Raw genomic sequence first — 24,695 nt, 5'->3', positions numbered from 1 at the left:
AAACATCACTAAACAACGCTGGGTGGCTCGGGATTGCAGGGTGTTCCGGAGACCTGGCCGCAGTATAGGCCGTTCACAAAATCATTACAATTAACCTACATATAGTTTGTTGGGTTTTCTCCGGAACAGTGATCAAGGTCACGATAACAACATTTTTTTAATTTTTAATCACCTGATTTGACAAATATTAAACATTCTTGTTACAACCATTACCAGTTAAATGCAATAATGCTCAAAAGTTATGGGGTCACTCTTTCACCTGAGAATAAGTTATGTAACAGTGTGTCAGTATTGACCGATGTAATCAGGACAGTTATTAGTGGTATACAGGTTTTAATATTCGGACTGCTAAAACGCTGATTTGCTGTTGTTTCACCGCAGCCCTGAAGAACGTGCCATCAAGCGCCGTTGCTCTGTACCCTGCCCTTTTCGCTGACGCAGAGCTGTGTGCAACATAACAAACTGGTAACGTATACGGGCGCGGGCCGAAAGCAAATCCACCACCCGGCAGTCTTAAGCAATAAAGGCGCTAAGGAGACCATAAATGTCTGATGCTAAAGCAAAAATCACCCTGGGTGGTGACACTGCTATTGAACTGGATGTGCTAAAAGGCACGCTCGGTCAGGATGTTATTGATATTCGTAGTCTTGGTTCAAAAGGCGTATTTACCTTTGACCCAGGTTTCACATCTACCGCTTCCTGTGAATCTAAAATTACGTTTATCGATGGTGACGAGGGGATCCTGCTGCACCGCGGCTTCCCGATCGACCAGTTAGCGACCGAATCAAACTATCTTGAAGTTTGTTACATTCTGCTAAACGGTGAAAAACCAACCCAGGCCGAATATGACGAATTCAAAACCACCGTGACCCGTCACACCATGATCCATGAGCAGATCACCCGTCTGTTCCATGCGTTCCGTCGCGATTCTCACCCGATGGCCGTTATGTGCGGGATCACCGGCGCCCTGGCGGCGTTCTATCACGACTCCCTCGACGTGAATAACCCGCGTCACCGTGAAATCGCCGCCTATCGCCTGCTGTCCAAAATGCCGACCATGGCAGCTATGTGTTACAAGTATTCTATCGGCCAGCCGTTTGTTTATCCGCGCAACGACCTCTCCTACGCCGGCAACTTCCTGCGCATGATGTTCGCCACGCCGTGCGAAGAGTACGAAGTCAATCCGGTGCTCGAGCGCGCCATGGACCGTATTCTGATCCTGCACGCCGATCACGAGCAGAACGCCTCGACCTCGACGGTACGTACCGCGGGCTCTTCCGGCGCTAACCCGTTCGCCTGTATCGCAGCCGGCATCGCCTCTCTGTGGGGACCGGCGCACGGCGGCGCCAACGAAGCGGCGCTGAAAATGCTGGAAGAGATCAGCTCCGTTGAACACATTCCGGAATTTGTTCGTCGTGCGAAAGACAAGAATGACTCTTTCCGCCTGATGGGCTTCGGCCATCGTGTTTACAAAAACTACGACCCGCGCGCCACCGTGATGCGTGAAACCTGCCATGAAGTGCTGAAAGAGCTGGGCACCAAAGACGACCTGCTGCAGGTGGCCATGGAGCTGGAGCATATCGCGCTGAACGACCCGTACTTCATCGAGAAGAAGCTCTACCCGAACGTCGACTTCTACTCCGGTATCATCCTGAAGGCGATGGGTATTCCGTCCTCCATGTTTACCGTTATCTTCGCCATGGCGCGTACCGTGGGCTGGATTGCGCACTGGAACGAAATGCACAGCGACGGCATGAAGATCGCCCGTCCGCGTCAGCTGTACACCGGCTACGCCAAACGCGACTTCCAGTCCGACATCAAGCGTTAATCTCGCTGTCCGGATGATAAAAACGCGCCTGCTGGCGCGTTTTTTATGCCTGACGATGAAGCCTGGCGCTGACACTGCCTGCTGCCGGCTTAATGCTGGCAGTGCGGGCACCAGTAAAACGGCCGCGATGAGAGCATGGTCTTCTCAATCACGCCCCCGCAGCGCTCGCACTTTTCCCCATCGCGATGGAAGACCTTAAAGCGGAATAGCGCGCCGTGGTGCTTGTTGTTATCGGGCTGGCCGCGAGTGCGATAAGAAAGCCGTGGGATATCGAGTAGCGCGTGCGCCAGCGCATCCAGCTGTATTTCATTAAGCTCCGAGGCCTTATGCCCCCCGGTCAGCCCCACCTGCCAGAGGATTTCCACCCGCAGATAGTTACCCAGACCGGCAAGAAAAGCCTGAGCCAGCAGCAGGCCGGAAAACTGACGATTGCGGAATTTGGCCGACAGCAGTCGCGCTTTCACCTGCTCCGCGGTTAACGTCATATCCAGCACGTCCGGACCGACGCGCAGCAAGAACGGATGGTTGGCCTCCTGCTCCGCCGTGAGCATCTCAATGTCCGACGCGCTGTAGAGCAAAATCGCCTTGCTGGCCGTCTGTAGCCTGACGCGCAACACCCGGTTAGAGGCAGGCTGTTCGCCGGCCTCAACCACGCGCCAGACGCCGTACAGCTGATTATGGCTGTACAGGGTCAGGCCGCCGGAGAAGCGGGTCAGCAGGGCTTTGCCCCGGGTGTCGATATGGGTAACCCGCTGACCAATCAGTTCGGTTTGATAGGGTTGCAACCGGGGAAAAGCGAACCAGACGTCGGTTAAGGGTTCGTCTTTGATTGCTGCCTCCAGTGTATCCGCCGCGCGGCGGATCTCCGGACCTTCCGGCATACTTTCATCCTTTTGTTAGTGGGTGGCGCCGCCGCCCAGTTTACTATCCACCGGCTGGTGCAGGGCTACGGCTATGGCCGTCTCCAGCGCTTCCCGCACGGTGGCGGTCGCCATACTCGGCTCGCCGGGATGGGCCGCCGCCTGCGCCGGTAGCCAGGGAATATGGATAAACCCGCCCCTCACCTCATTCTGTCCCTGCAGCTTGTGCAGCAGACCGTACATGACGTGATTGCAGACGAAGGTGCCGGCAGTTTGCGACACCGAGGCCGGGATCCCATGATCGCGCAGCGCGCTGACGATCGCTTTGATCGGCAAGGTGCTGAACCACGCGGCCGGCCCGCCGTCGACGATCGGCGTGTCGATGGGTTGCTGGCCTTTGTTATCAGGGATACGCGCATCATCGACGTTAATCGCCACACGTTCGACGCTGATATCGACCCGGCCGCCGGCCTGTCCCACCGCGATAACCAGCTTCGGCTGCAGGTCTTCAATCGCCGCGTCCAGCGCCGACAGCGCCTCGCCAAACACGCAGGGAAGCTGCCTGGCGATCACCGGCTGACCAGCAATCATTGTACCGTCAAGCTGCTGCACCACTTCCCAGGAAGGGTTTACCGTCTCGCCGTCAAAGGGTTCAAAACCGGTGAGTAATACGCCCGCCATCGTCTTCTCCTTCGCGGTCCTTCAGATTGTCATATCTCAGCCTCTGGCTGAGCGCTGACCATAATATGGCGCCCGGCGAACGCCGCCCGCAAACGGCGGGCAAATTCGAGGGCATGCGGACCATCGCCATGCAGACATACCGTCTGCGCCACCACGTTCGCCCATTCGCCGCTGACGCTACGCACCCGGTGGTGTTGCACCATTTCGAGGGTTTGCGCCAGGGCCTGCTCTTCGCTGTCAATCAGCGCGCCGGGCTGGGTGCGCGGCACCAGGCTGCCGTCGGCCAGATAACCGCGATCGGCAAACACCTCCTGACGCGTCGTCAAGCCATAGCGTTGCCCAGCGCGGATCAGTTCGCTGCCCGCCAGACCCACCAGCACCAGCTGCGGGTTAACATCGCGGACCGCGCGGGCGATCGCGTCGGCCAGCGGCGGCGATTTGGCCGCCTGGTTGTAGAGCATGCCGTGCGGCTTTACGTGCTGCAACTCGCCGCCCTGAGTCTGAACGATCGCCGCCAGAGCGCCAATCTGATACAGCGTCTGGGCATAGACCGTTTCCGGCGGCAGCTCCATCGCCGTGCGGCCAAAATTTTCCCGGTCGGGATATCCCGGATGGGCGCCCACCGCGACGCCGTACTTCAGCGCCTCGCGCACGCTCTGCACCATCAGCCCGGCGTCGCCGGCGTGAAAACCACAGGCGATATTCGCCGACGACACCAGCTGGAGCAGCGCGCTATCGTTCGCCCCGCCTTCCCCGAGATCGGCATTGAGATCAATCATCATCGTGGAGTCTCCACGCCAGTTGTTCAAGATAACGCTGACAATCGGCCCGCGCCTTCAGCGCCTCCTCCAGCGAGCAGGCCACGAAATGGATCGGCTGCCCCAGCGGGATCTGCGCCAGCTGGTACATATCGGCATCGATGATGCAGGCGATCCGCGGATAGCCGCCGGTGGTTTGCGCGTCGTTCATCAGCACAATGGGCTGGCCGTTGTGCGGCACCTGCACCACGCCCGGCAGCAGGCCGTGCGACAGCATTTCGCGATCGGTGGTGCGTTTCAGCGGCTGCCCCTGCAGGCGGTACCCCATGCGGTTACTCTGCGGACTGAGCTTCCAGGGGGCGCGCCAGAATGACGCCTGCGAGGCCGCGTCAAATTCGTGGTACTCCGGCCCGGGCAGCGCACGAATGCGGTTGCCCAGCGGCAGCTGCTTGACGCCGCGCGGGGTGGTGAAGCGGCGGGCGGCTTTCCCGAGCTTCAGCTTGTCGCCGTCCTGCAGGCGGCGTCCTTCCAGACCGCCAATCCCCGCCTTGAGATCCGTGCAGCGCGAGCCAAGGACCTCGGGTACCGCAATCCCGCCCGCCACCGCCAGATAGCTGCGAATGCCATGCTGCGGCGTTTTCAGTACCAGCCGCTGCCCGGGCCGGTAGGCGGTGCGCCAGCCCACCCAGACCGCTTTACCGTCCAGCGTCGCTTCGCAGGCGGCGCCGGTCAGCGCAAACCAGCCGCTGCGGGCAAATTCGATCTCCACCTGGCCGAGGGTAATCTCCAGCCCGGCGGCATTCGCCTCGTTGCCAACCAGCAGATTGGCAATCACCAGCGAGGGATAATCCAGAGCGCCGCAGCGGCTGATGCCAGACTGGCGCAGGCCTTCTCGTCCACCGTCCTGTACCGAGGTGTACAGGCCGGCGCGGATCAGAGTCAACATACCCCCTCCTTTTGCGGCACAAAGCGAAGTTTATCGCCCACGCGCAGCAGCGCAGGCTCCTTCCGCGACGGGTCGAACAGCGTTAGCGAGGTCCGCCCCAGCAGCTGCCAGCCGCCGGGCGTCGCCAGCGGATAGATCCCGGTTTGCGCGCCGCCGATACCCACCGACCCGGCCGGGACGTGCACGCGCGGTTCAGCGCGACGCGGCGTCGCCAGCGCCGCTGGCAACCCGCCCAGGTAGGGAAATCCCGGCTGAAAACCAATAAACCAGACCAGATACTCCACCGAGGCGTGCAGCTCCACGACCTGCTTTTCACTGAGGCCGCTGTGCTGCGCCACCACCCCGAGATCCGGTCCGGCCTCGCCGCCGTAGACGACCGGAATGGTCAGCGAGCGCGACTCCGGCTCGATCGCGAGGCTCTCCTCCCACCAGCGCTGCAGACGGTCTATCGCCTCCCACGCCACCTCCTGCGGGCGGCGGAGCACCACAGTGATATTGTTCATGCCGGGAATGGCGTCAATCACTTCCTCATGGTTCGCCAGACGCTGGGCTAAGCCCCAGATCCGCTGCTGGCTCTCAAGGGTGACCGGCGGCTCCAGCTCCAGCACGACGGCCGTTTCTCCTAACAGATAACAACGCGCTCGCTGCACTTTTCTCTCTCCCGTCAGGCAGGGTTGGGAATATCAATAAAGGTGACGTCCAGGTCAGTGGTTTCCGTCAGCCATTCGCTGAGGGCGCGAATACCGCCCCGCTCGGTGGCGTGGTGGCCGGCGGCATAAAAATGCAGGCCCTGCTCGCGGGCGGAATGGATGGTTTGTTCCGACACCTCGCCGGTGATAAACGCGTCCACGCCAAAGCGCGCCGCGGCGTCGATAAAGCTCTGGCCGCCGCCGGTACACCAGGCGACGCGGCTGACGGTGTCCGGCCCGGTATCGCCGCACCACAGCGGCTTACGCCCCAGCCGCGCTTCAATCCATGAGGCCAGTTCAAGGCCGGAAACCGGCATCGACAGTTCGCCCCAGGGCACCAGCGGTTCGATTTCCCCCAGCACGTTAATCCCCAACAGATGCGCCAGTTGCGCGTTATTGCCCAGCTCGGGATGGGCATCCAGCGGCAGGTGCCAGCCGTAGAGATTGATATCATTGGCCAGCAGGGTTTTCAGGCGCCGGCGCTTCATACCGCGGATCACTGGCGATTCGTTTTTCCAGAAATAGCCGTGATGGACAATCACCGCATCCGCCTGAAGACGAACGGCCTCATCCAGCAGCGCCTGGCTGGCCGTCACTCCGGTGACGATCTTGTGCACCGTGTCGCGCCCTTCCACCTGCAGACCGTTAGGGGCGAAGTCACTGATGGCTGCACTATTGAGCTTGTCGTTTATCAGTTGTTCCAGTTCGCTATTTTTCATCGCCACTCCAGCAGATAATCAGGGTATACAAAGGCATAACATAACCAGATCCATTCGGGTCGTCGATAGTCCGCCTCCGACACTGACTATGACTTTTTACCGAATAGCGCAATTTGTCTATTCACCCCGCCGCGCATTCGTGTATATTTATGCACTAATAAAGCATATTAAATAATCAGAAAGCCCCTCAAGCCATGAATATGACTAATTAAACGCTATTCATGCAGAACGATCGACTTTCGCTTTAGGCCAGGAAACACACTTCTCATGAAGACAACATCATCGCAACCGCGGGCGATTTACTACGTCGTGGCGCTGCAAATCTGGGAATATTTTAGCTTCTACGGCATGCGCGCCCTGCTGATCCTCTATCTCACCAATCAGCTCAAATATGACGATAACCACGCTTACGCCCTGTTCAGTGCCTACTGTTCGCTGGTCTATGTAACGCCGATCCTCGGCGGCTATCTGGCCGATAAACTGTTAGGCAACCGGATGGCAGTCATGCTCGGCGCGCTGCTGATGGCCATTGGCCATCTGGTGCTCGGGGCCAGCGAAACCGCCCCGGCCTTCCTCTACCTGTCGCTGGCGATCATCGTCTGCGGCTACGGGTTGTTTAAATCCAACGTCAGCTGTCTGCTGGGCGAACTGTACGAACCCGCCGATCCGCGTCGCGATGGCGGCTTCTCGCTGATGTATGCCGCGGGCAATATCGGCTCGATCATCGCGCCGATCGCCTGCGGCTACGTTCAGGAGGAGTATAGCTGGGCGATGGGCTTTGCCCTGGCGGCCATCGGCATGGTGGCGGGACTGGTGATTTTCCTCTGCGGCAACCGTCATTTCCAGCATACCGCCGGCGTGAACCGCCAGGCGCTGTGCGCCCGCCGCTTCCTGCTGCCGAACTGGGGCTGGCTGCTGGTACTGCTGGTCATCGCGCCGCTGCTGATTGCCGTGCTGTTCTGGCAGGAGTGGTCGGTGTATGCCCTGATCGTGGCCACGGCCATTGGCCTCGCGGTACTGGCGCGGATCTACCTGCGTGCCGAGACCGATAAACAGCGCAAGGATTTGCGCCTGATCGTCGTCCTGACCGCCTTCAGCCTGCTGTTCTGGGCCTTCGCCCAACAGGGCGGCAGCTCCATCAGCCTGTATATTGACCGCTTCGTTAACCGCCATATCATGAGCTACGAAGTCCCTACCGCTATGTTCCAGTCGATCAACGCCTTTGCGGTGATGCTCTGCGGCATGGTGCTGGCGTGGCTGGTGAAAGAGAGCGTCGGCGGTAACCGCACCGTGCGCATCTGGGGGAAATTTGCCCTCGGTCTGGGCCTGATGAGCGCCGGGTTCTGCATTTTGACCCTCAGCGCCCGCTGGTCGGCGGCCTATGGCCAGTCGTCCATGCCGCTGATGGTGCTGGGACTGGCGGTGATGGGTTTTGCCGAACTGTTTATCGACCCGGTCGCGATGTCGCAAATCACCCGCATTGAGATCCCGGGGGTGACCGGGGTGCTGACCGGCATCTATATGCTGCTCTCCGGGGCCATCGCCAACTATCTGGCCGGCGTTATCGCCGACCAGACCTCGCAGGCGTCATTCGACGTCGCCGGGGCGGTGAACTATTCCATTGACGCCTACATCAACGTCTTCAGCCAGATCACCTGGGGCGCGCTGGCCTGCGTCGGCGTAGTGCTGGTTATCTGGCTGTATCACTCGCTGAAGGTCAGGACCCGCCGTCTGGCGGTGGAATAATCCCCTTTCTGGCGGCCTCCCAGGCCGCCAGCGTCTCCTGCCGCGCCTGCTTGTGATCGACTATCGGGCGCGGATAATCCAGCGTCACCCCCTGTTTATCCGCCCACACCCACGGCTGATGCAGCGCCTTCTCCGGCACCTTTGCCAGCTCCGGCAGCCAGCGACGCATAAACACCCCCTGCTTATCAAACTTCTCGCCCTGGGTGGTGGGATTAAATATGCGGAAATAGGGCGCGGCGTCGGTGCCCGTCGAAGCCGCCCATTGCCAGCCGCCGTTGTTCGCCGCCAGGTCGCCGTCAATCAGCTGGCTCATGAAATAGCGCTCCCCTGCCCGCCAGTCGAGGCGCAGATCTTTGGTCAGGAAGCTGGCGACAATCATGCGCAACCGGTTATGCATCCAGCCGGTGGCGTTAAGCTGGCGCATGGCGGCATCGACAATCGGAAAGCCGGTCTCCCCGCGCTGCCAGGCCTGCAGGGCGCCATCCTCTTCGCGCCAGGCGACCTTATCGGTCCAGGCGACAAACGGCCGACCTTTACAGAGTTTCGGATAGTAGACCATCAGATGGCGATAAAACTCGCGCCAGATCAGCTCATTAAGCCAGGTGGCGCCTGCCCCGCCATCCAGTGCGGCGTGGTGTTCCGTCAGCAGCCGATGCAGGCACTGGCGCGGCGACAGCACCCCGATGGCCAGGCAGGGCGACAGGCGACTGGTCCCTTCCACGGCCGGGAAGTCGCGCTGCCCCTCATAATCCGCCGCCGGTTGCTGACAAAACGCGCGCAGCCGCGCCAGCGCCGTTTTTTCATCCGCGGCAAACAGCAGCCCATCGAACGGCGTTTGCGGATAGTTAAGCTCCGGCACCGGCGGCGCCAGGCGAGCGGGCGCCTGGCGCGGCTTTGGCGCGGCCACGCACGCCGGCAATCCTTCCCGCAGCCGGCGAATAAACGCGTTCTTAAACGGGGTGAAGACTTTATACATTTCGCCGCCGCCGGTCAGTACGCTGCCGGGCGGCAACAGGACGCTGTCGTCAAATCCCTGGCAAATCACTTCGCTCAAGGAGCTCTCAACGGCGGCATCGCGCTGGCGTTCATTGAATTCGTACTGATAGTTGTAGAACAGGTGACTGACCTGGTGCTGCTGGCAGAAATGGGCCAGCCGCTCGACGCTGGCGCTAAAATCGTCCGCCTCTTCTACCCACAGCGGTATGCCCCGCTCCGCCAGCGCGGTGTGCAGACTGTGCAAATGGCTGGCGATAAAAGCGGCCTGCCGCGGCGCCAGGTGATGTTCGCGCCACTGCCCCGGGGTGGCAATATACAGCGCCAGCACCTGCGCCTGCGGATCGCGGCAGGCGGCGGCCAGCGCCAGGTTATCGTGAATGCGTAAATCCGTGCGTAACCAGACCAGATGGGTGGCCATATCACTCCTCACTCTCCGTCAGCAAAACTCATCTTATGATCTAAGCCGGCAAAAATAGCGCGCCCCGGCAAAATAAGCACCTGCCAATTCCGCTGCGGCGCCTGAAAACGAGTGTAGACAAGCGGCGAAAAAAAACCGCCGGGGCAACCGGCGGTTAGTGGTTTTCCTCGCAGCAGGGCGAATTAGTAGAAGTCGTGCGCGGCTTTTTCCGCCTGCGCCATCCACACCGGCTGCTCGCTGGTTTTCGACCATACACGGTGCAGCCAGCTGTAATAGCGGGCGCGATCCTTCCAGAACAGCATCACCGGCAGCGCCGCGACGCCAGCCACGACGGCGAAAGCACGACGCAGCAAAATAATATGAGCAGGATAAGCTTTGTACAACGCCATCATTTCTCTCCCCTTTGTCAGGCCGGCAAGCAGCGCCGGAAAATTAATCATGTTTGTCTGAGCAAAATAATACCGCTCTGGTTGTAATTTTACTACTCATCCGACCACTAAAAAGCACGTATTTATACTTAATTTACATTCGCCACGTAAATTAGTTACAAAAAAGTTAAATTAATACTAACCATTAGTTAATTTGTGCCTTTGTCATTTTTATACTTTTTTTACACCGCGCCCGCGGATTTTTGCGAAATCTTTGCGCCGTAATTTCTATTCTCCTGGTAAATCAAAAACACACCCGGAGGTGGATTGTGACTGCAGGCGTACTCACTGGCGTTGGGCTGGTGTTCCTGTTACTGGCTTATCTGGTTTATGCCTTGATACATGCGGAGGCATTCTGATGGCTGCCCAGGGATTTTTATTATTAGCCAGCTATCTGCTGGTATTGCTGGTGCTGGCGCGCCCGCTGGGGATGTGTCTGGCAAGAATGGTGAATGACATCCCGCTTCCCGGCCTGGCCGGGATCGAGCGCGTCCTGTGGAGCGTGGCCGGGATCCGCGCCGAAGAGATGGGCTGGCTGCAGTATTTGCTGGCGCTCCTGCTGTTCAACGCCCTCGGCGGCCTGGCGCTGTTTGCCCTGCTGATGCTGCAGGGCGTGCTGCCGTTTAACCCGCAGCACCTGCCGGGGCTGACGTGGGATCTGGCGCTCAACACCGCGGTCAGCTTTGTCAGCAATACGAACTGGCAGGCCTACGCCGGCGAAAGCACCATGAGCTATCTCAGCCAGATGGTGGGGCTGACGGTGCAGAATTTCCTCTCCGCCGCCACCGGCATCGCCGTGGTCTTCGCCCTGACCCGCGCCTTCGCCCGGCAGAAAATGTCCACCCTCGGCAATGCCTGGGTCGACCTGACGCGCATTACCCTGTGGCTGCTGCTGCCGCTCTCTCTGCTGGTGGCCCTGTTCTTTATTCAGCAGGGCGTGCCGCAGAACCTGCAGGCCTACCAGCCCTTTACCACCCTCGAAGGGGCGCACCAGCTGCTGCCGATGGGGCCCGTCGCCTCACAGGAAGCGATTAAGCTGCTGGGCACCAACGGCGGCGGTTTCTTTAACGCCAACTCCGCCCATCCGTTTGAAAACCCGACGGCGCTGACCAATCTCGTGCAGATGCTGGCCATCTTCCTGATCCCGGCGGCGCTGTGCTTCGCCTTCGGCGAGGTGGTGAGCGATCGCCGCCAGGGGCGCGCCATCCTGTGGGCGATGACGCTGATCTTTATCCTCTGCGTCGCCGTGGTGATGTGGGCGGAAACCCGCGGTAACCCGCACCTGATGACGCTGGGCGCCGACAGCAGCCTGAATATGGAAGGTAAAGAGAGCCGCTTCGGTATTCTCGCCAGCAGTCTGTTCGCGGTGATCACCACCGCCGCCTCCTGCGGCGCGGTCAACGCCATGCATGACTCCTTCACCGCGCTGGGCGGGATGGTGCCGATGTGGCTGATGCAGATTGGCGAAGTGGTGTTCGGCGGCGTCGGCTCGGGTCTCTATGGCATGCTGCTGTTCGTTATGCTGGCGGTGTTTATCGCCGGCCTGATGGTCGGCCGCACCCCGGAGTACCTCGGAAAGAAAATCGATGTCCGGGAAATGAAAATGATCGCCCTGGCCATTCTGGTCACCCCGACGCTGGTGCTGCTCGGCACGGCGCTGGCGATGATGACCGAGGCCGGCCGCGCCGGGATGTTCAACCCCGGACCGCACGGCTTTAGCGAAGTGCTGTACGCCGTCACTTCGGCGGCCAATAACAACGGCAGCGCCTTCGCCGGCCTGGGCGCGGCGACGCCATTCTGGAACCTGCTGCTGGCGTTCTGCATGCTGGCTGGACGCTTCGCCGTCATCATTCCGGTGATGGCTATCGCCGGCTCGCTGGTGGCGAAGAAAATTCAACCGGCCAGCCCCGGCACCCTGGCCACCCACGACGCCCTGTTTATCGGTCTGCTGATCGGCACCGTGCTGCTGGTTGGCGCCCTGACCTTTATTCCTGCGCTGGCGCTTGGCCCGCTGGCCGAACACTTTTCCTTACTTTGAGCGATGCGGAGCACCCTGTTATGAGTCGCAAACAATTAGCCCTGCTGGAGCCGACGCTGGTGCGCCAGGCGCTGCTGGATGCCGTTAAAAAACTCAGCCCGATGGTGCAGTGGCGCAATCCGGTGATGTTTATCGTCTGGGTGGGCAGCCTGTTAACCACCCTGCTGGCCATCGCCATGGCTGGCGGCGCCCTGACCGGCAGCGCCACTTTTACCGCCGCCATCAGTATCTGGCTATGGTTTACCGTGCTGTTCGCCAACTTTGCCGAAGCGATGGCGGAAGGCCGCAGCAAAGCCCAGGCCAATAGCCTGAAAGGGGTGAAAAAAACGGCCTTCGCCCGTAAGCTGCGCGCCCCGCAGCATGACGCGACGGTCGACCACGTGCCGGCGGAAGACCTGCGCAAAGGCGACGTGGTGCTGGTGGAAGCAGGGGATATTATCCCCTGCGATGGTGAAGTCATCGAAGGCGGCGCCTCGGTGGATGAAAGCGCCATTACCGGCGAGTCTGCTCCGGTGATCCGCGAATCCGGCGGTGATTTCGCCTCGGTGACCGGCGGGACGCGCATCCTCTCCGACTGGCTGGTGATCCGTTGCAGCGTTAACCCGGGAGAAACCTTCCTCGACCGGATGATCGCCATGGTGGAAGGCGCCCAGCGCCGTAAAACGCCGAACGAAATCGCCCTGACGATCCTGCTGATCGCCCTGACGCTGGTGTTCCTGCTGGCCACCGCCACCATCTGGCCATTCTCGGCGTGGAGCGGCAATGCGGTCAGCGTCACCGTACTGGTGGCGCTGCTGGTGTGCCTGATCCCGACCACCATCGGCGGTCTGCTGTCGGCCATCGGCGTCGCCGGGATGAGCCGTATGCTGGGCGCCAACGTGATCGCCACCAGCGGCCGCGCGGTGGAAGCGGCAGGCGACGTTGATGTGCTGTTGCTGGATAAAACCGGGACCATTACGCTCGGCAACCGCCAGGCCTCCGCTTTCCTGCCGGCGCGCGGTGTGGAAGAGCGAACCCTCGCCGATGCCGCCCAGCTCTCCTCGCTGGCGGACGAAACCCCTGAAGGACGCAGCATCGTGGTGCTGGCGAAACAGCGCTTTAACCTGCGCGAACGCGATCTGCAGTCGCTGCACGCCACCTTTGTCCCCTTTACCGCGCAAACGCGGATGAGCGGCATCAATATCGATCAGCGCATGATCCGCAAAGGGTCGGTGGACGCCATTCGCCGCCACGTAGAGGCCAACGGTGGCCACTTCCCTGCCGATGTCGAGAAGCAGGTGGAAGAGGTCGCCCGCCAGGGGGCCACGCCGCTGGTGGTCGCCGAAGGGGAAAAGGTGCTGGGGATTATTTCACTCAAAGATATCGTCAAAGGCGGCATCAAAGAACGTTTCGCCCAGCTGCGCAAAATGGGCATTAAAACGGTGATGATCACCGGCGATAACCGCCTGACCGCCGCGGCGATCGCCGCCGAGGCCGGCGTCGACGATTTCCTCGCCGAAGCGACGCCGGAAGCCAAGCTGGCGCTGATCCGCCAGTATCAGTCGGAAGGTCGGCTGGTGGCGATGACCGGCGACGGCACCAACGACGCGCCCGCGCTGGCGCAGGCCGACGTGGCGGTGGCCATGAACTCAGGCACCCAGGCGGCGAAAGAGGCGGGCAACATGGTCGATCTGGATTCCAACCCCACCAAGCTGATTGAGGTGGTCCATATCGGCAAACAGATGCTAATGACGCGCGGCTCGCTGACCACCTTCAGTATTGCCAACGACGTGGCGAAATATTTCGCCATTATTCCGGCGGCGTTTGCCGCGGTCTATCCCCAGCTGGCCATGCTGAACGTGATGGGCCTGCATTCGCCATCGTCGGCGATCCTCAGCGCCGTTATCTTCAACGCGCTGATCATCGTCTTCCTGATCCCGCTGGCCCTGAAAGGGGTGAGCTATCGCCCGCTCTCCGCCTCGGCGATGCTGCGCCGCAATCTGTGGATCTACGGCCTCGGCGGTCTGCTGGTGCCTTTTATCGGTATTAAAGCCATCGACCTGCTGCTAACCCTGAGCGGTCTGGTGTGAGGAACAAACTATGTCATTGATTCGTCCAGCACTTGTGCTATTTATTCTGTTAACCCTGCTCACCGGCGGCGTTTATCCTCTGCTGACCACCAGCCTGGGGCAGTGGTGGTTTAACTCACAGGCCAACGGCTCGCTGATCCGCATGAACGGCGAGGTGCGCGGCTCGGCGCTGATTGGCCAGAACTTTACCGCCGCAGGCTATTTCCAGGGTCGCCCGTCAGCCACCGCGGAGACAGCGGATAACCCGATGGCCTCTGGCGGCAGCAACCTCGCCGCCAGCAACCCGGCGCTGGATAAGGCGGTGAGCGAGCGGGTGCAGGCCCTGCGCGCCGCAAACCCGGATGCCGACCCGCGTGTGCCGGTCGAACTGGTCACCACCTCGGCGAGCGGTCTCGATAACAACCTGACCCCGGCCGCCGCGCTGTGGCAGGCGCCGCGGGTGGCCAAAGCGCGCCAGCTGAGCGTCGACCAGGTGACCGCGCTGGTTAACCAGGCCACACAAAAGCCGCTGCTGAGCTTCCTTGGCCAGCCGGTGGTCAATATACTGCAACTCAATATGGCGCTGGATGCCCTGAAGGATAAGTAAATGAGTGACGAGCCGCTGCGTCCGGACCCTGACCGCCTGCTGCAGCACACCGCCGCCCCGCATCGCGGCAAACTAAAAGTGTTCTTCGGCGCCTGCGCCGGGGTGGGGAAAACCTGGGCGATGCTGGCGGAAGCGCAGCGGCTCCGGGCGCAGGGGTTGGATATTCTGATTGGCGTGGCGGAGACCCACGGCCGGAAAGAGACCGCCGCGATGCTGCAGGGCCTGAGCACCCTGCCGCCGCGGCGGCTCGCCCACCGCGGGCGCTACGTGTATGAGTTCGATCTCGACGCCGCCCTCGCCCGCCGTCCGGCGCTGATTCTGGTGGATGAGCTGGCGCACAGTAATGCCCCCGGCTCCCGCCATCCAAAGCGCTGGCAGGATGTGGACGAACTGCTGGAGGCAGGGATTGACGTCTTCACCACCGTTAACGTCCAGCATCTGGAAAGTCTGAATGACGTCGTCAGCGGGATCACCGGCGTGCAGGTGCGAGAGACCGTCCCCGATCCCTTCTTTGACGCCGCGGACGACGTGGTGCTGGTGGATCTGCCCCCTGACGATCTGCGCCAGCGGCTCAATGAGGGCAAAGTCTATATCGGCGGCCAGGCCGAGCGCGCTATCGAGAACTTTTTCCGCAAAGGGAACCTGATTGCGCTGCGTGAACTGGCCCTGCGCCGCACCGCCGATCGCGTCGATGAGCAGATGCGCGCCTGGCGCGACCGCCAGGGCCAGGAGAAAGTCTGGCACACCCGAGACGCGATCCTGCTCTGTATCGGGCACAACACCGGCAGCGAAAAGCTGGTGCGCGCCGCCGCACGGCTCGCCGCCCGTCTGGGCAGCGTCTGGCATGCGGTGTATGTCGAGACCCCTTCCCTGCACCAGCTACCGGAAGCCCGGCGACGGGCCATCCTCGCCGCGCTGCGTCTGGCCCAGGAGCTGGGCGCCGAAACCGCCACCCTCTCCGACCCGTCAGAAGAGAAAGCGGTTCTCCATTACGCCCGCGAACACAACCTTGGGAAAATTGTCATCGGCCGCCAGAGCAAGCGCCGCTGGTGGGATCGTAGCGGTTTTGCCGACCGTCTGGCTCGCCACGCGCCGGACCTCGATCTGGTGGTCATCGCTCTGGATGAAAAGCCCTTCCCCCTTCAGGCGCGCGCCAGCGACAGCCGTCCGGCGCTGGAGAAATGGCGGCTACAGCTGCAGGGCTGCGCGGTGGCGGTGGCGCTATGCGCCATCATTACCCTGGTGGCCATGCAGTGGCTGATGGCCTTCGAAGCCGCCAACCTGGTGATGCTCTATCTGTTAGGAGTGGTGATCATCGCCCTGCTCTATGGCCGCTGGCCGTCGGTCCTGGCGACGGTGATCAACGTTATCAGCTTCGATCTCTTTTTTGTCGCCCCGCGCGGCACGCTGGCGGTGTCCGATGTCCAGTATCTGCTCACCTTCGGCGTGATGCTCACCGTGGGCCTGCTTATCGGTAACCTCACCGCCGGCGTGCGCTACCAGGCGCGGGTGGCGCGCTACCGCGAGCGGCGTACCCGCCATCTGTATGAGATGTCCAAAGCGCTGGCGGTGGGTCGTAGCCAGCAGGATATCGCCACCACCAGCGAGCGGTTTATCGCCTCCACCTTTCAGGCCCGCAGCCAGCTGCTGCTCCCGGACGCCCAGGGGAAACTGCTGCCCTTAACCCACCAGCCCGGGTTGACGCCGTGGGATGATGCCATCGCCCGCTGGAGCTTTGATAAGGGTCAACCCGCCGGCGCCGGCACCGATACCCTGCCCGGCGTGCCGTATCAGATCCTGCCCCTGAAGAGCGCCGCCCGCACCTGGGGCCTGCTGGTGGTGGAGCCGGCGAATCTGCGCCAGCTGATGATCCCGGAGCAGCAGCGGCTGCTGGAGACCTTCACCCTGTTGGTGGCCAGCGCCCTGGAGCGTCTCACCTTGACCGCCAGCGAAGAGCAGGCCCGACTAACCAGCGAGCGCGAAAGCCTGCGTAACTCGCTGCTCGCCGCCCTCTCGCACGATCTGCGTACCCCGCTGACCGTGCTGTTTGGCCAGGCGGAAATCCTGACCCTCGATCTGGCCAGCGAGGGCTCGAAGCATGCCCCGCAGGCCAACGAAATCCGCCAGCATGTGCTCAACACCACCCGGCTGGTGAACAACCTGCTGGATATGGCGCGGATCCAGTCCGGCGGTTTTAATCTGCACAAGGAGTGGCTGACGCTGGAGGAGGTGGTCGGCAGCGCGCTGCGCATGCTCGAACCGAGCCTCGGCGGCCAGCACGTTCAACTGGATTTACCCGATCCGCTGCAGCTGGTGCATGTTGACGGGCCGCTGTTCGAGCGGGTGCTGATTAATCTGCTGGAGAATGCCCATAAGTATGCCGGCGCCCGGGCGGACATCGGTATTCGCGCCGAAGCGGACGCCCGGCAGCTGTCGCTGGAAGTATGGGATAATGGTCCAGGGATCCCGGCGGGCCAGGAACAGGCTATCTTTGATAAATTCGCCCGCGGCAACAAAGAATCGGCGATCCCCGGCGTCGGGCTGGGCCTTGCCATCTGTCAGGCCATCGTCGACGTCCACGGCGGGACCATCTCCGCCAGCAACCGGCCAGAGGGCGGCGCCTCATTCCGTGTTACACTGCCGGGAGAAACGCCCCCTGAACTGGAAGAGCTATCTGAGGAATTGTGATTAACGTTCTGATTATCGAAGACGAACACGCTATCCGTCGCTTTCTGCGCACCGCGCTGGAAGCCGACGGCATGCGCGTATTTGAAGCGGAAACCCTGCAGCGCGGGCTGATCGAAGCCGCCACCCGTAAGCCCGACCTCGCGATCCTCGATCTCGGCCTGCCGGATGGTGACGGCATTGATTTTATTCGCGACCTGCGCCAGTGGAGTCAGATGCCGATTATCGTCCTGTCAGCGCGTAGCGAAGAGCATGACAAAATTGCCGCCCTGGATGCCGGCGCCGATGACTACTTAAGTAAACCCTTTGGCATCGGCGAGCTGCAGGCCCGCCTGCGCGTCGCGCTACGTCGCCACGGCGCGGCGCAGGCCGACGAGCCGGTGGTGCGCTTCGCCGACCTGGAGGTCAATATCCCTGCCCGCCGCATCCTGCGCGGCAGCGAAGAGATCCACCTGACGCCCATCGAGTTTCGTCTGCTGGCGGCGTTATTGAATAATCCCGGCAAAGTGCTTACCCAGCGCCAGCTGCTGAATCAAGTGTGGGGCCCTAACGCCGTGGAGCACAGCCATTATCTGCGGATCTATATGGGTCACCTGCGGCAAAAGCTGGAGGCCGATCCGGCGCGCCCGCAGCATCTGCTGACCGAAACCGGGATTGGCTATCGCTTTATGCCCTGAGCCCCGCCTCTGCAGTACCAGAGGCTGGTGATTTTCAGCCCTTCAGAGAGCAGCAGGAAGCCTGCCAGGATCGCTAAATGCCTGACGCCGGCGGCCTGAATCAGCCACAGACCCAAAGAAAGCGAAGGCTGCATAAACACCAGCCTGAGCGGCGCCTGCCCCCAGGCCAGCCACAGCCCATAGCGGCTCTGACGGAAAAAGAGGATCATCGACAACGGGATGCTGATAATCAGCAGCACATTTAGCGGATAGAGCCAGACCGCCGCAGAGCCCCAGGTGTGCAGCAGCTGGAGATAAGCCAGCAGGTCGTCGTAAAAAGGGAGTCGGCGGTGGGCAATATTCCACCATAAGAATTGCAGGACGAAAAAGAGATCCATCCACGCCCAGAACAAAAACAGGGACTTCCGTTGTATTTTCATCGCTATCCTTGCGAAAAAAATCAGGCCCGCAAGGGGCCTGATAATCGTGCGCCGTTAAGCGTTCTTCAGCACTTCACTGACAATCTCTACCGCTTCTTTTTCAATCAGCTTGCGATGTTCTTCGCCGAGGAAGCTTTCGCAGTAGATCTTGTAGGCGTCTTCGGTGCCTGACGGGCGTGCCGCAAACCAGCCGTTGTCGGTCATCACTTTCAGGCCGCCAATCGCCGCCCCGTTGCCCGGCGCCGCGGTCAGACGAGCGGTGATTGGATCCCCCGCCAGGGTGTCAGCACTGACCATTTCCGGCGACAGCTTAGACAGCGCCGCTTTCTGCGCGGAGGTCGCGGAAGCCTGCAGACGGTTGTAGCTCGGCGCGCCGAAGCGTTCCGCCAGCTCGTTATAGTGCTCCTGCGGGTTTTTCCCGGTCACTGCGGTGATTTCCGCCGCCAGCAGGCACATGATGATGCCGTCTTTATCGGTGGACCACGGCGTGCCGTCGAAGCGCAGGAAGGAGGCCCCGGCGCTCTCTTCGCCGCCGAAGCCGAAGCTGCCGTCGAACAGGCCGTCAACGAACCACTTAAAGCCCACCGGCACTTCCACCAGCTTGCGGCCCAGATCGTTCACCACGCGGTCAATCATCGCCGAGGAGACCAGGGTTTTACCGACCGCCACCTCTTTGCCCCACTGCGGACGATGCTGGAACAGGTAGTTAATCGCCACCGCCAGGTAGTGGTTCGGATTCATCAGCCCGGCAGGGGTGACAATCCCGTGACGGTCGTAATCCGGGTCGTTGGCAAATGCCAGATCGAACTTATCGCGCAGCGCCAGCAGGCCCGCCATCGCACATTCCGAGGAGCAGTCCATGCGGATGGCGCCGTCTTTATCGAGGTGCATAAAGCGGAAGGTCTGGTCCACCTGGTCGTTCACAATGGTCAGATTGAGCTTGTAGTGCTCGCCAATGCGCTTCCAGTATTCGATACCGGACCCGCCCAGCGGATCGACGCCCAGCGTCAGGCCCGCTTTCTGGATCGCCGCCATGTCGACGATGTCCGCCAGGCCTTCAATGAACGGCTGCACCAGATCCTGCTCTTTGACGTGGCCGGAAGCCAGCGCCGCGTCCAGAGAAATGCGTTTCACACCCTGCAGGCCAGCGGCAAGCAGTTCGTTGGCACGGTTTTCCACTACTTTGGTGACGTTGGTATCAGCCGGACCGCCGTTTGGCGGGTTGTACTTGATACCGCCATCTTCCGGCGGGTTGTGTGACGGGGTGATCACAATGCCGTCCGCCAGCGGACCGCCTTTTTTGTTATGCACCAGAATCGCGTTGGAAACCGCCGGCGTCGGGGTGAAGCCGTTGTTTTCCTGAACGATAACGTCAACGCCGTTGGCGGTTAACACTTCCAGCACCGAAATAAACGCCGGCTCGGACAGGGCGTGGGTATCTTTACCGACATAGCACGGACCGGTGATCCCGTTCTTCGCACGATCTTCCGCAATAGCCTGGGCGATGGCCAGGATATGCGGTTCGTTGAAGTTGTGACGCGCCGCGCTGCCGCGATGGCCGGAGGTGCCGAATTTGACCGCATGCTCCGCATTACCGACTTCAGGCTTCAGCACGTAGTACTGAGCAGTCAGTTGGGCGACGTTAATCAAATCACTCTGTTGCGCAGGCTGCCCCGCACGTTTATCGATTGCCATTGCCTGATCCTTCTGGTGCAAATGTTAAAAAGCTAGATCGTGCCGCAAACCTTTTCAATCAGTTCCGCAGGGAACTGCATCGACTGCATGATGTGCTCAATCATGCTGCATTTACGGCCGGTATTGGTATTGGTGATCACCCACCACGGTGTACCAGGAACCTGTTTCGGTTTGGTCTGATTACCGCTTTTCAGCAGCGTACGCGCATCTTCCGCGAAGTAAACGCGCGTGCGGCCGTGCAGAGACTCAGTGGCCTCGGCAAATGCTTTACTGTCCAGGGAATAGAGGGTGGTCAACACCAGCATAAAACGGTTCACCGCGCGCTTCTGCTCGGCGTATTCATCAGATAACAGCATCTCGCGCATGGCGCGGACTTTATCTTTCACCGGGTTAGCGGGTTTCACCTCAGCGGCAGGCGTGGGCGCCAGCGTCGGCGCGGCTTTGCTGACCGGTGTAGCCGGTTGGGAAACGGCGGAAAATTTCAGCATACGCCGTAAAATGTCGGATGCGCTCTCACCGATATGCAGAGTGTGGCTGGCAATATAGCGGTAGAGTTCATCATCAACTTCAATTGTTTTCATCTTAATCCAGTGCGATATCTTTTCTGAATACAAATCGTTGGGATTATAAGTACAAATCCCAACCGCGGATAGCGTCAAACCAGGATGGCGGTAAAACTCAGAAAACTTCTGGGTCTTGCAGCCGGATGGCAGAATGTCCAACATAATACCCTAACCCGACGGAGCGAAAAAAAGAACTTTGCCATGAAATTAAATAGCCGAGCGCAATCTGCACAGAATCCGCACAACCACTCCCCGATCGTGCTGGTCCATGGTCTGTTTGGCAGCCTGGACAACCTGGGCATCCTCGCCCGCGAGCTGATCGCCGACCACGATATTCTGCAGGTCGATATGCGCAACCACGGTTTGTCGCCGCGGTCGCCAGAGATGACCTACCCCGCGATGGCGCAGGATCTGCTCGACACGCTCGATGCACATCAGATTGAACGGGCCACCTTTATCGGCCATTCGATGGGCGGCAAAGCGGTGATGGCGTTGACCGCCCTGGCCCCGGAGCGCATCAGCGGTCTGGTGGCTATTGATATCGCGCCGGTGGATTATCACGTTCGCCGCCATGATGAGATCTTCGCCGCTATCCGCGCCGTCAGCGAATCCGCCGCCAGCACTCGCCAGCAGGCGGCGCAGGTGATGCGCGAGCATCTGCAGGAAGAGGGCGTGATTCAGTTCCTGCTGAAATCTTTCGTCGACGGCGACTGGCGCTTCAACGTCCCGGTGCTGTGGGACCAGTACCCGCATATCGTCGGCTGGGAAACCATCCCGGCCTGGCCGCACCCAACGCAGTTTATTCCCGGCGGCAACTCCCCCTATGTGACCGACGCCTACCGCGACGCGCTGCTGGCCCAGTTCCCGCAGGCTCGGGCCCACGTCATTGCCGGCGCCGGACATTGGGTCCATGCCGAGAAACCCGAGGCGGTGTTGCGCGCGATCCGCCGCTATCTGACGAGCATAGCCGCCTGATTGGCTAAAATATGCCCGACCGCGCCGCAGAATGCCCGCGGTCGTTGGCGCAGCCGTTCGCCTGATGTATGATGGCGCGCTATCTGCGCCGGCTAGAGCCCGGCAGCTTGTTTCCCCGAAGTCACTCAGAATCATGGCAAAAGAACAAACGGACCGTACGACATTAGATTTGTTCGCAAACGAGCGTCGCCCGGGAAGACCGAAAACCAATCCGCTGTCGCGCGATGAACAACTGCGCATCAACAAACGTAATCAGCTGAAACGCGATAAAGTGCGCGGGCTGAAGCGCGTGGAGCTAAAGCTCAACGCCGACGCGGTCGATGCGCTCAACGAACTGGCGGAAGCGCGTAATATGAGCCGCAGCGATCTCATTGAAGAGATGCTGATGACGCAATTAACCGCCCTGCGCAGCCAGGGAAAACTCTAACTTTCCGCGAAAAATCCGCATTCATGTAGCAGAGTGTGCAGTCGGGCGTGATTGCTGTTTCCGCGCCCTTGCCTGTTCTGCTATGATTGCCGTTATCTGTGGGCATCGCGTCCCTACCACATCATTTAAGTTTCAAGAGGTTATTTTACTCATGGCAATCATCGGCATCTTTTTTGGCAGCGACACCGGCAACACCGAAAATATTGCAAAAATGATTCAAAAGCAGCTTGGTAAAGATGTTGCTGATGTTCACGACATTGCCAAAAGCAGCAAAGAAGATCTGGAAGCCCACGACATCCTGCTGCTCGGCATCCCGACCTGGTACTACGGTGAAGCGCAGTGTGACTGGGACGACTTCTTCCCGACGCTGGAAGAGATCGACTTTAACGGCAAACTGGTGGCGCTGTTCGGCTGTGGCGACCAGGAAGACTACGCCGAGTACTTCTGCGATGCGCTGGGCACCATCCGCGACATCATTGAGCCGCGCGGCGCGACCATCGTTGGCCACTGGCCGACTGCCGGCTATCACTTCGAGGCCTCTAAAGGCCTGGCGGATGACGACCACTTCGTCGGCCTCGCCATTGATGAAGACCGCCAGCCGGAGCTGACCAACGAGCGCGTTGAGAAGTGGGTGAAGCAGGTGGCCGAAGAGCTGCACCTCGAAGAAATCAAAAACGCCTGATGATTAAGCGGCGCAATCATTGAGTTGCGTCGCATTAATAGACAAAAGCAATCAAACTAATAGCTACAAGTTTTTAACTTTTAATCACATATCTGTACAATGTCCTCTGATTCTACGAGGCACGTGACGCAGTTTGTAGCTGGTGCCTCGTTTTTGACAGCAAACCAGGCCCGATACTTGCAGTTTTCATTTACCAGTGGCAGTTCTATAATGAGACGCATTACGTCGGGTTAATTTCTGTATGACTTCCGTTGAAGGAAGTAGATCGTTTAGCAACAGGACAGATTCCGCATGACTGACAACAATACCGCATTAAAGAAGGCTGGCCTGAAAGTCACACTTCCTCGACTGAAAATCCTTGAAGTGCTGCAGGAACCGGATAACCATCATGTCAGTGCGGAAGACTTATATAAACGCCTGATCGACATGGGCGAAGAGATTGGTCTGGCGACCGTTTACCGCGTCCTCAACCAGTTTGATGACGCCGGTATCGTGACTCGTCATAATTTTGAAGGTGGTAAATCCGTTTTCGAACTGACTCAGCAGCATCACCACGATCACCTGATCTGCCTCGACTGCGGCAAAGTGATCGAATTCAGTGATGACTCTATCGAAGCGCGCCAGCGTGAAATCGCTTCCCGTCACGGCATCCGCCTGACCAACCACAGTCTGTATCTGTACGGCCACTGTGCGGAAGGTGATTGCCGCGAGGACGAACACGCCCACGACGCGGTGGAAAAGTAATTCCCCGCTTCGCCTGCTCTGAAAAGCCAACCAGTCGGTTGGCTTTTTTATGGGCGCTTCTGCCGCGCTTCCCGCTCACGTCCCGGCGGCGCCCCTCGCGAGTCCCCGCTTTGTCCGGAGAGTTGATATGGAACTTCGCCAGCTACGCTATTTTGCGCGCATTGTTGAAACCGGCAGCATGGGCCGCGCCGCGCTCGATCTGAATATCGGCGTCTCGGCGCTCAGCCAGCAGATCGCGCGTCTGGAAAATGAGCTGGCCATTCGCCTCCTGCAGCGGACCTCCCGCGGCGTGACGCCCACCAGCGCGGGCCTCGCTTTCTACTCACAGGCGCAGCTGGCGCTGCGTCATGCCGATGATGCCATCCTCGCCGCCCGCGAGGCGCGGCTGTCGGGCCACGTCAGCGTCGGCATGGCCCCCAGTACCGCCTCCGTTCTTGGCGTTCCGTTCATCAACGCGATGCGCGAGAGCTACCCCGACGTCCGCCTGCACCTGGTGGAAAGCCTCTCCGGGAATCTGGAGCGGATGATCAACACCCGCCAGCTGGATTTAGCCATCGTCTTCCAGCAGGAGAAGATCCTGCGCTGGAGCGCCAGACCGGTGCTCGAAGAGCGCCTGTTCCTGATTGGCACCCATGCGCTGTTGGCCTCGCTGCCGGATGACCCTGTTTCCCCTGACCAGCTCACCACCCTGCCGCTGATTATGCCAAGCCAGGGCCACGGCCTGCGCGGCAGGCTGGAGGCGGTTTGCCAGCAGCACAACCTCAGCGTTGAGGTGGTGGCGGACATTGACGGTCTGGCCCTGCTGATGCAGGCCGTGCGCAGCGGGCTGGGCGCCACCCTGCAGCCCGGGGCCGCCATTTCCCATCTCGACCATCAGGCGCTGAGGGTGATCGGCATCGCTAATCCGGTCCTCAGCCGCCCCAACTTTCTGGTCAGCCTGTCGGATGATGAGCTCACCCCGGCAGGCCTTGCGGCAAGGGTAATACTGAGCAAAGTCATGCGCCAGCTGGTGGAGTCCGATCGCTGGCCAGGTGCTACCCTTTACGTTAACTAAACCCCTCTTTAG

At 60.3% G+C, this 24,695-nt stretch carries 24 protein-coding genes; 13 read left to right on the top strand and 11 right to left on the bottom strand.

The features are described from left to right. Positions 1 to 544: 544 nt before the first annotated feature. Positions 545 to 1,828, top strand: coding sequence for a citrate synthase (gene gltA / locus ABLU50_RS08260; protein WP_004885983.1), 1,284 nt, complete (start codon positions 545 to 547; stop codon positions 1,826 to 1,828). Between the two features lie 89 nt (positions 1,829 to 1,917). Here the strand turns inward: gltA and nei are convergent, their stop codons facing one another. The 6 genes from nei to ABLU50_RS08230 are packed head-to-tail and all read right to left on the bottom strand — an operon-like array spanning position 1,918 to position 6,481. Then, on the bottom strand, positions 1,918 to 2,709 hold the full coding sequence (nei, locus tag ABLU50_RS08255) for an endonuclease VIII (protein WP_348864663.1): 792 nt from the start codon (positions 2,707 to 2,709) through the stop codon (positions 1,918 to 1,920). 15 nt (positions 2,710 to 2,724) lie between these two features. Next, the gene (gene pcp / locus ABLU50_RS08250; RefSeq protein ID WP_087832753.1) at positions 2,725 to 3,369 is read right to left on the bottom strand and encodes a pyroglutamyl-peptidase I; all 645 of its coding nucleotides are present in this window, start codon (positions 3,367 to 3,369) and stop codon (positions 2,725 to 2,727) included. Between the two features lie 29 nt (positions 3,370 to 3,398). Next, the gene (pxpA, locus tag ABLU50_RS08245; protein WP_348864662.1) at positions 3,399 to 4,151 is read right to left on the bottom strand and encodes a 5-oxoprolinase subunit PxpA; all 753 of its coding nucleotides are present in this window, start codon (positions 4,149 to 4,151) and stop codon (positions 3,399 to 3,401) included. Continuing rightward, positions 4,141 to 5,073 (bottom strand): 5-oxoprolinase subunit PxpC, encoded by a 933-nt coding sequence (gene pxpC / locus ABLU50_RS08240; protein WP_087832752.1) that lies wholly within the window; start codon positions 5,071 to 5,073, stop codon positions 4,141 to 4,143. Before pxpC ends, pxpA begins: the two co-directional genes overlap by 11 nt. Then, positions 5,067 to 5,723 carry a 5-oxoprolinase subunit PxpB gene (gene pxpB / locus ABLU50_RS08235; protein WP_087832751.1) on the bottom strand — a complete coding sequence of 219 codons (657 nt, stop codon included), beginning with the start codon at positions 5,721 to 5,723 and terminating at the stop codon, positions 5,067 to 5,069. The genes pxpC and pxpB overlap by 7 nt, the downstream gene beginning before the upstream one ends. A 14-nt stretch (positions 5,724 to 5,737) precedes the next feature. Beyond that, positions 5,738 to 6,481 carry a type 2 GTP cyclohydrolase I gene (locus tag ABLU50_RS08230; protein WP_004885970.1) on the bottom strand — a complete coding sequence of 248 codons (744 nt, stop codon included), beginning with the start codon at positions 6,479 to 6,481 and terminating at the stop codon, positions 5,738 to 5,740. 267 nt (positions 6,482 to 6,748) lie between these two features. Between ABLU50_RS08230 and ABLU50_RS08225 the strand changes: the two genes are divergently transcribed. Then, positions 6,749 to 8,227, top strand: coding sequence for an MFS transporter (locus ABLU50_RS08225; RefSeq protein ID WP_004885969.1), 1,479 nt, complete (start codon positions 6,749 to 6,751; stop codon positions 8,225 to 8,227). Here the strand turns inward: ABLU50_RS08225 and phrB are convergent. Beyond that, positions 8,199 to 9,641, bottom strand: a complete 1,443-nt coding sequence (gene phrB / locus ABLU50_RS08220; protein ID WP_087832750.1) for a deoxyribodipyrimidine photo-lyase — start codon at positions 9,639 to 9,641, stop codon at positions 8,199 to 8,201. The two genes, ABLU50_RS08225 and phrB, sit on opposite strands and share 29 nt — an antisense overlap. A 182-nt stretch (positions 9,642 to 9,823) precedes the next feature. After that, positions 9,824 to 10,033 carry a DUF2517 family protein gene (locus ABLU50_RS08215; RefSeq protein ID WP_004142243.1) on the bottom strand — a complete coding sequence of 70 codons (210 nt, stop codon included), beginning with the start codon at positions 10,031 to 10,033 and terminating at the stop codon, positions 9,824 to 9,826. Between the two features lie 305 nt (positions 10,034 to 10,338). On the opposite strand from ABLU50_RS08215, the gene kdpF reads away from it, so the two are divergent. Genes kdpF through kdpE form a run of 6 tightly spaced genes read left to right on the top strand, consistent with a single transcriptional unit; the run spans position 10,339 to position 18,124 of the window. Next, positions 10,339 to 10,428 (top strand): K(+)-transporting ATPase subunit F, encoded by a 90-nt coding sequence (gene kdpF, locus ABLU50_RS08210; RefSeq protein ID WP_020323459.1) that lies wholly within the window; start codon positions 10,339 to 10,341, stop codon positions 10,426 to 10,428. Next, the gene (gene kdpA, locus ABLU50_RS08205) at positions 10,428 to 12,107 is read left to right on the top strand and encodes a potassium-transporting ATPase subunit KdpA (RefSeq protein WP_087832749.1); all 1,680 of its coding nucleotides are present in this window, start codon (positions 10,428 to 10,430) and stop codon (positions 12,105 to 12,107) included. The genes kdpF and kdpA overlap by 1 nt, the downstream gene beginning before the upstream one ends. 20 nt (positions 12,108 to 12,127) lie before the next feature. Continuing rightward, complete coding sequence (gene kdpB / locus ABLU50_RS08200) at positions 12,128 to 14,176, top strand: potassium-transporting ATPase subunit KdpB (RefSeq protein WP_004885966.1); 2,049 nt, start codon at positions 12,128 to 12,130, stop codon at positions 14,174 to 14,176. 10 nt (positions 14,177 to 14,186) lie between these two features. Beyond that, complete coding sequence (gene kdpC / locus ABLU50_RS08195) at positions 14,187 to 14,762, top strand: potassium-transporting ATPase subunit KdpC (protein ID WP_004885963.1); 576 nt, start codon at positions 14,187 to 14,189, stop codon at positions 14,760 to 14,762. Beyond that, the gene (gene kdpD / locus ABLU50_RS08190) at positions 14,763 to 17,450 is read left to right on the top strand and encodes a two-component system sensor histidine kinase KdpD (protein ID WP_057214014.1); all 2,688 of its coding nucleotides are present in this window, start codon (positions 14,763 to 14,765) and stop codon (positions 17,448 to 17,450) included. Further along, positions 17,447 to 18,124, top strand: coding sequence for a two-component system response regulator KdpE (gene kdpE / locus ABLU50_RS08185; RefSeq protein ID WP_002894776.1), 678 nt, complete (start codon positions 17,447 to 17,449; stop codon positions 18,122 to 18,124). Before kdpD ends, kdpE begins: the two co-directional genes overlap by 4 nt. Here the strand turns inward: kdpE and ABLU50_RS08180 are convergent. Genes ABLU50_RS08180 through seqA form a run of 3 tightly spaced genes read right to left on the bottom strand, consistent with a single transcriptional unit; the run spans position 18,106 to position 20,819 of the window. After that, positions 18,106 to 18,543: a hypothetical protein gene (locus ABLU50_RS08180; protein WP_004885958.1), complete on the bottom strand. Its 438-nt coding sequence runs from the start codon at positions 18,541 to 18,543 to the stop codon at positions 18,106 to 18,108. The genes kdpE and ABLU50_RS08180 overlap by 19 nt on opposite strands. A 54-nt stretch (positions 18,544 to 18,597) precedes the next feature. Continuing rightward, the gene (pgm, locus tag ABLU50_RS08175; protein ID WP_002894773.1) at positions 18,598 to 20,238 is read right to left on the bottom strand and encodes a phosphoglucomutase (alpha-D-glucose-1,6-bisphosphate-dependent); all 1,641 of its coding nucleotides are present in this window, start codon (positions 20,236 to 20,238) and stop codon (positions 18,598 to 18,600) included. 32 nt (positions 20,239 to 20,270) lie between these two features. After that, positions 20,271 to 20,819 (bottom strand): replication initiation negative regulator SeqA, encoded by a 549-nt coding sequence (gene seqA, locus ABLU50_RS08170; RefSeq protein ID WP_017901421.1) that lies wholly within the window; start codon positions 20,817 to 20,819, stop codon positions 20,271 to 20,273. A gap of 183 nt (positions 20,820 to 21,002) precedes the next feature. On the opposite strand from seqA, the gene ybfF reads away from it, so the two are divergent. From ybfF to tcuR, 5 genes are all read left to right on the top strand, one after another. Next, entirely contained in the window at positions 21,003 to 21,776 is a 774-nt protein-coding gene (gene ybfF, locus ABLU50_RS08165; protein ID WP_053810641.1) for an esterase, read from the top strand. A gap of 133 nt (positions 21,777 to 21,909) precedes the next feature. Further along, positions 21,910 to 22,203 carry a LexA regulated protein gene (gene ybfE, locus ABLU50_RS08160; protein WP_004885954.1) on the top strand — a complete coding sequence of 98 codons (294 nt, stop codon included), beginning with the start codon at positions 21,910 to 21,912 and terminating at the stop codon, positions 22,201 to 22,203. 151 nt (positions 22,204 to 22,354) lie between these two features. Continuing rightward, entirely contained in the window at positions 22,355 to 22,885 is a 531-nt protein-coding gene (gene fldA / locus ABLU50_RS08155; RefSeq protein WP_002894765.1) for a flavodoxin FldA, read from the top strand. A 291-nt stretch (positions 22,886 to 23,176) separates the two neighbouring features. Beyond that, positions 23,177 to 23,629: a ferric iron uptake transcriptional regulator gene (gene fur, locus ABLU50_RS08150; RefSeq protein ID WP_004885952.1), complete on the top strand. Its 453-nt coding sequence runs from the start codon at positions 23,177 to 23,179 to the stop codon at positions 23,627 to 23,629. A gap of 127 nt (positions 23,630 to 23,756) precedes the next feature. Further along, the gene (tcuR, locus tag ABLU50_RS08145) at positions 23,757 to 24,683 is read left to right on the top strand and encodes a tricarballylate utilization LysR family transcriptional regulator TcuR (RefSeq protein ID WP_017901422.1); all 927 of its coding nucleotides are present in this window, start codon (positions 23,757 to 23,759) and stop codon (positions 24,681 to 24,683) included. Positions 24,684 to 24,695 lie beyond the last annotated feature (12 nt).

This window comes from Klebsiella sp. GG_Kp173 (assembly GCF_040062415.1).
Classification (GTDB): domain Bacteria; phylum Pseudomonadota; class Gammaproteobacteria; order Enterobacterales; family Enterobacteriaceae; genus Klebsiella; species Klebsiella quasipneumoniae.
The sequence above is the reverse complement of the archived record's forward strand: the minus strand, read 5'-3'. Positions and strand labels throughout refer to the sequence as shown.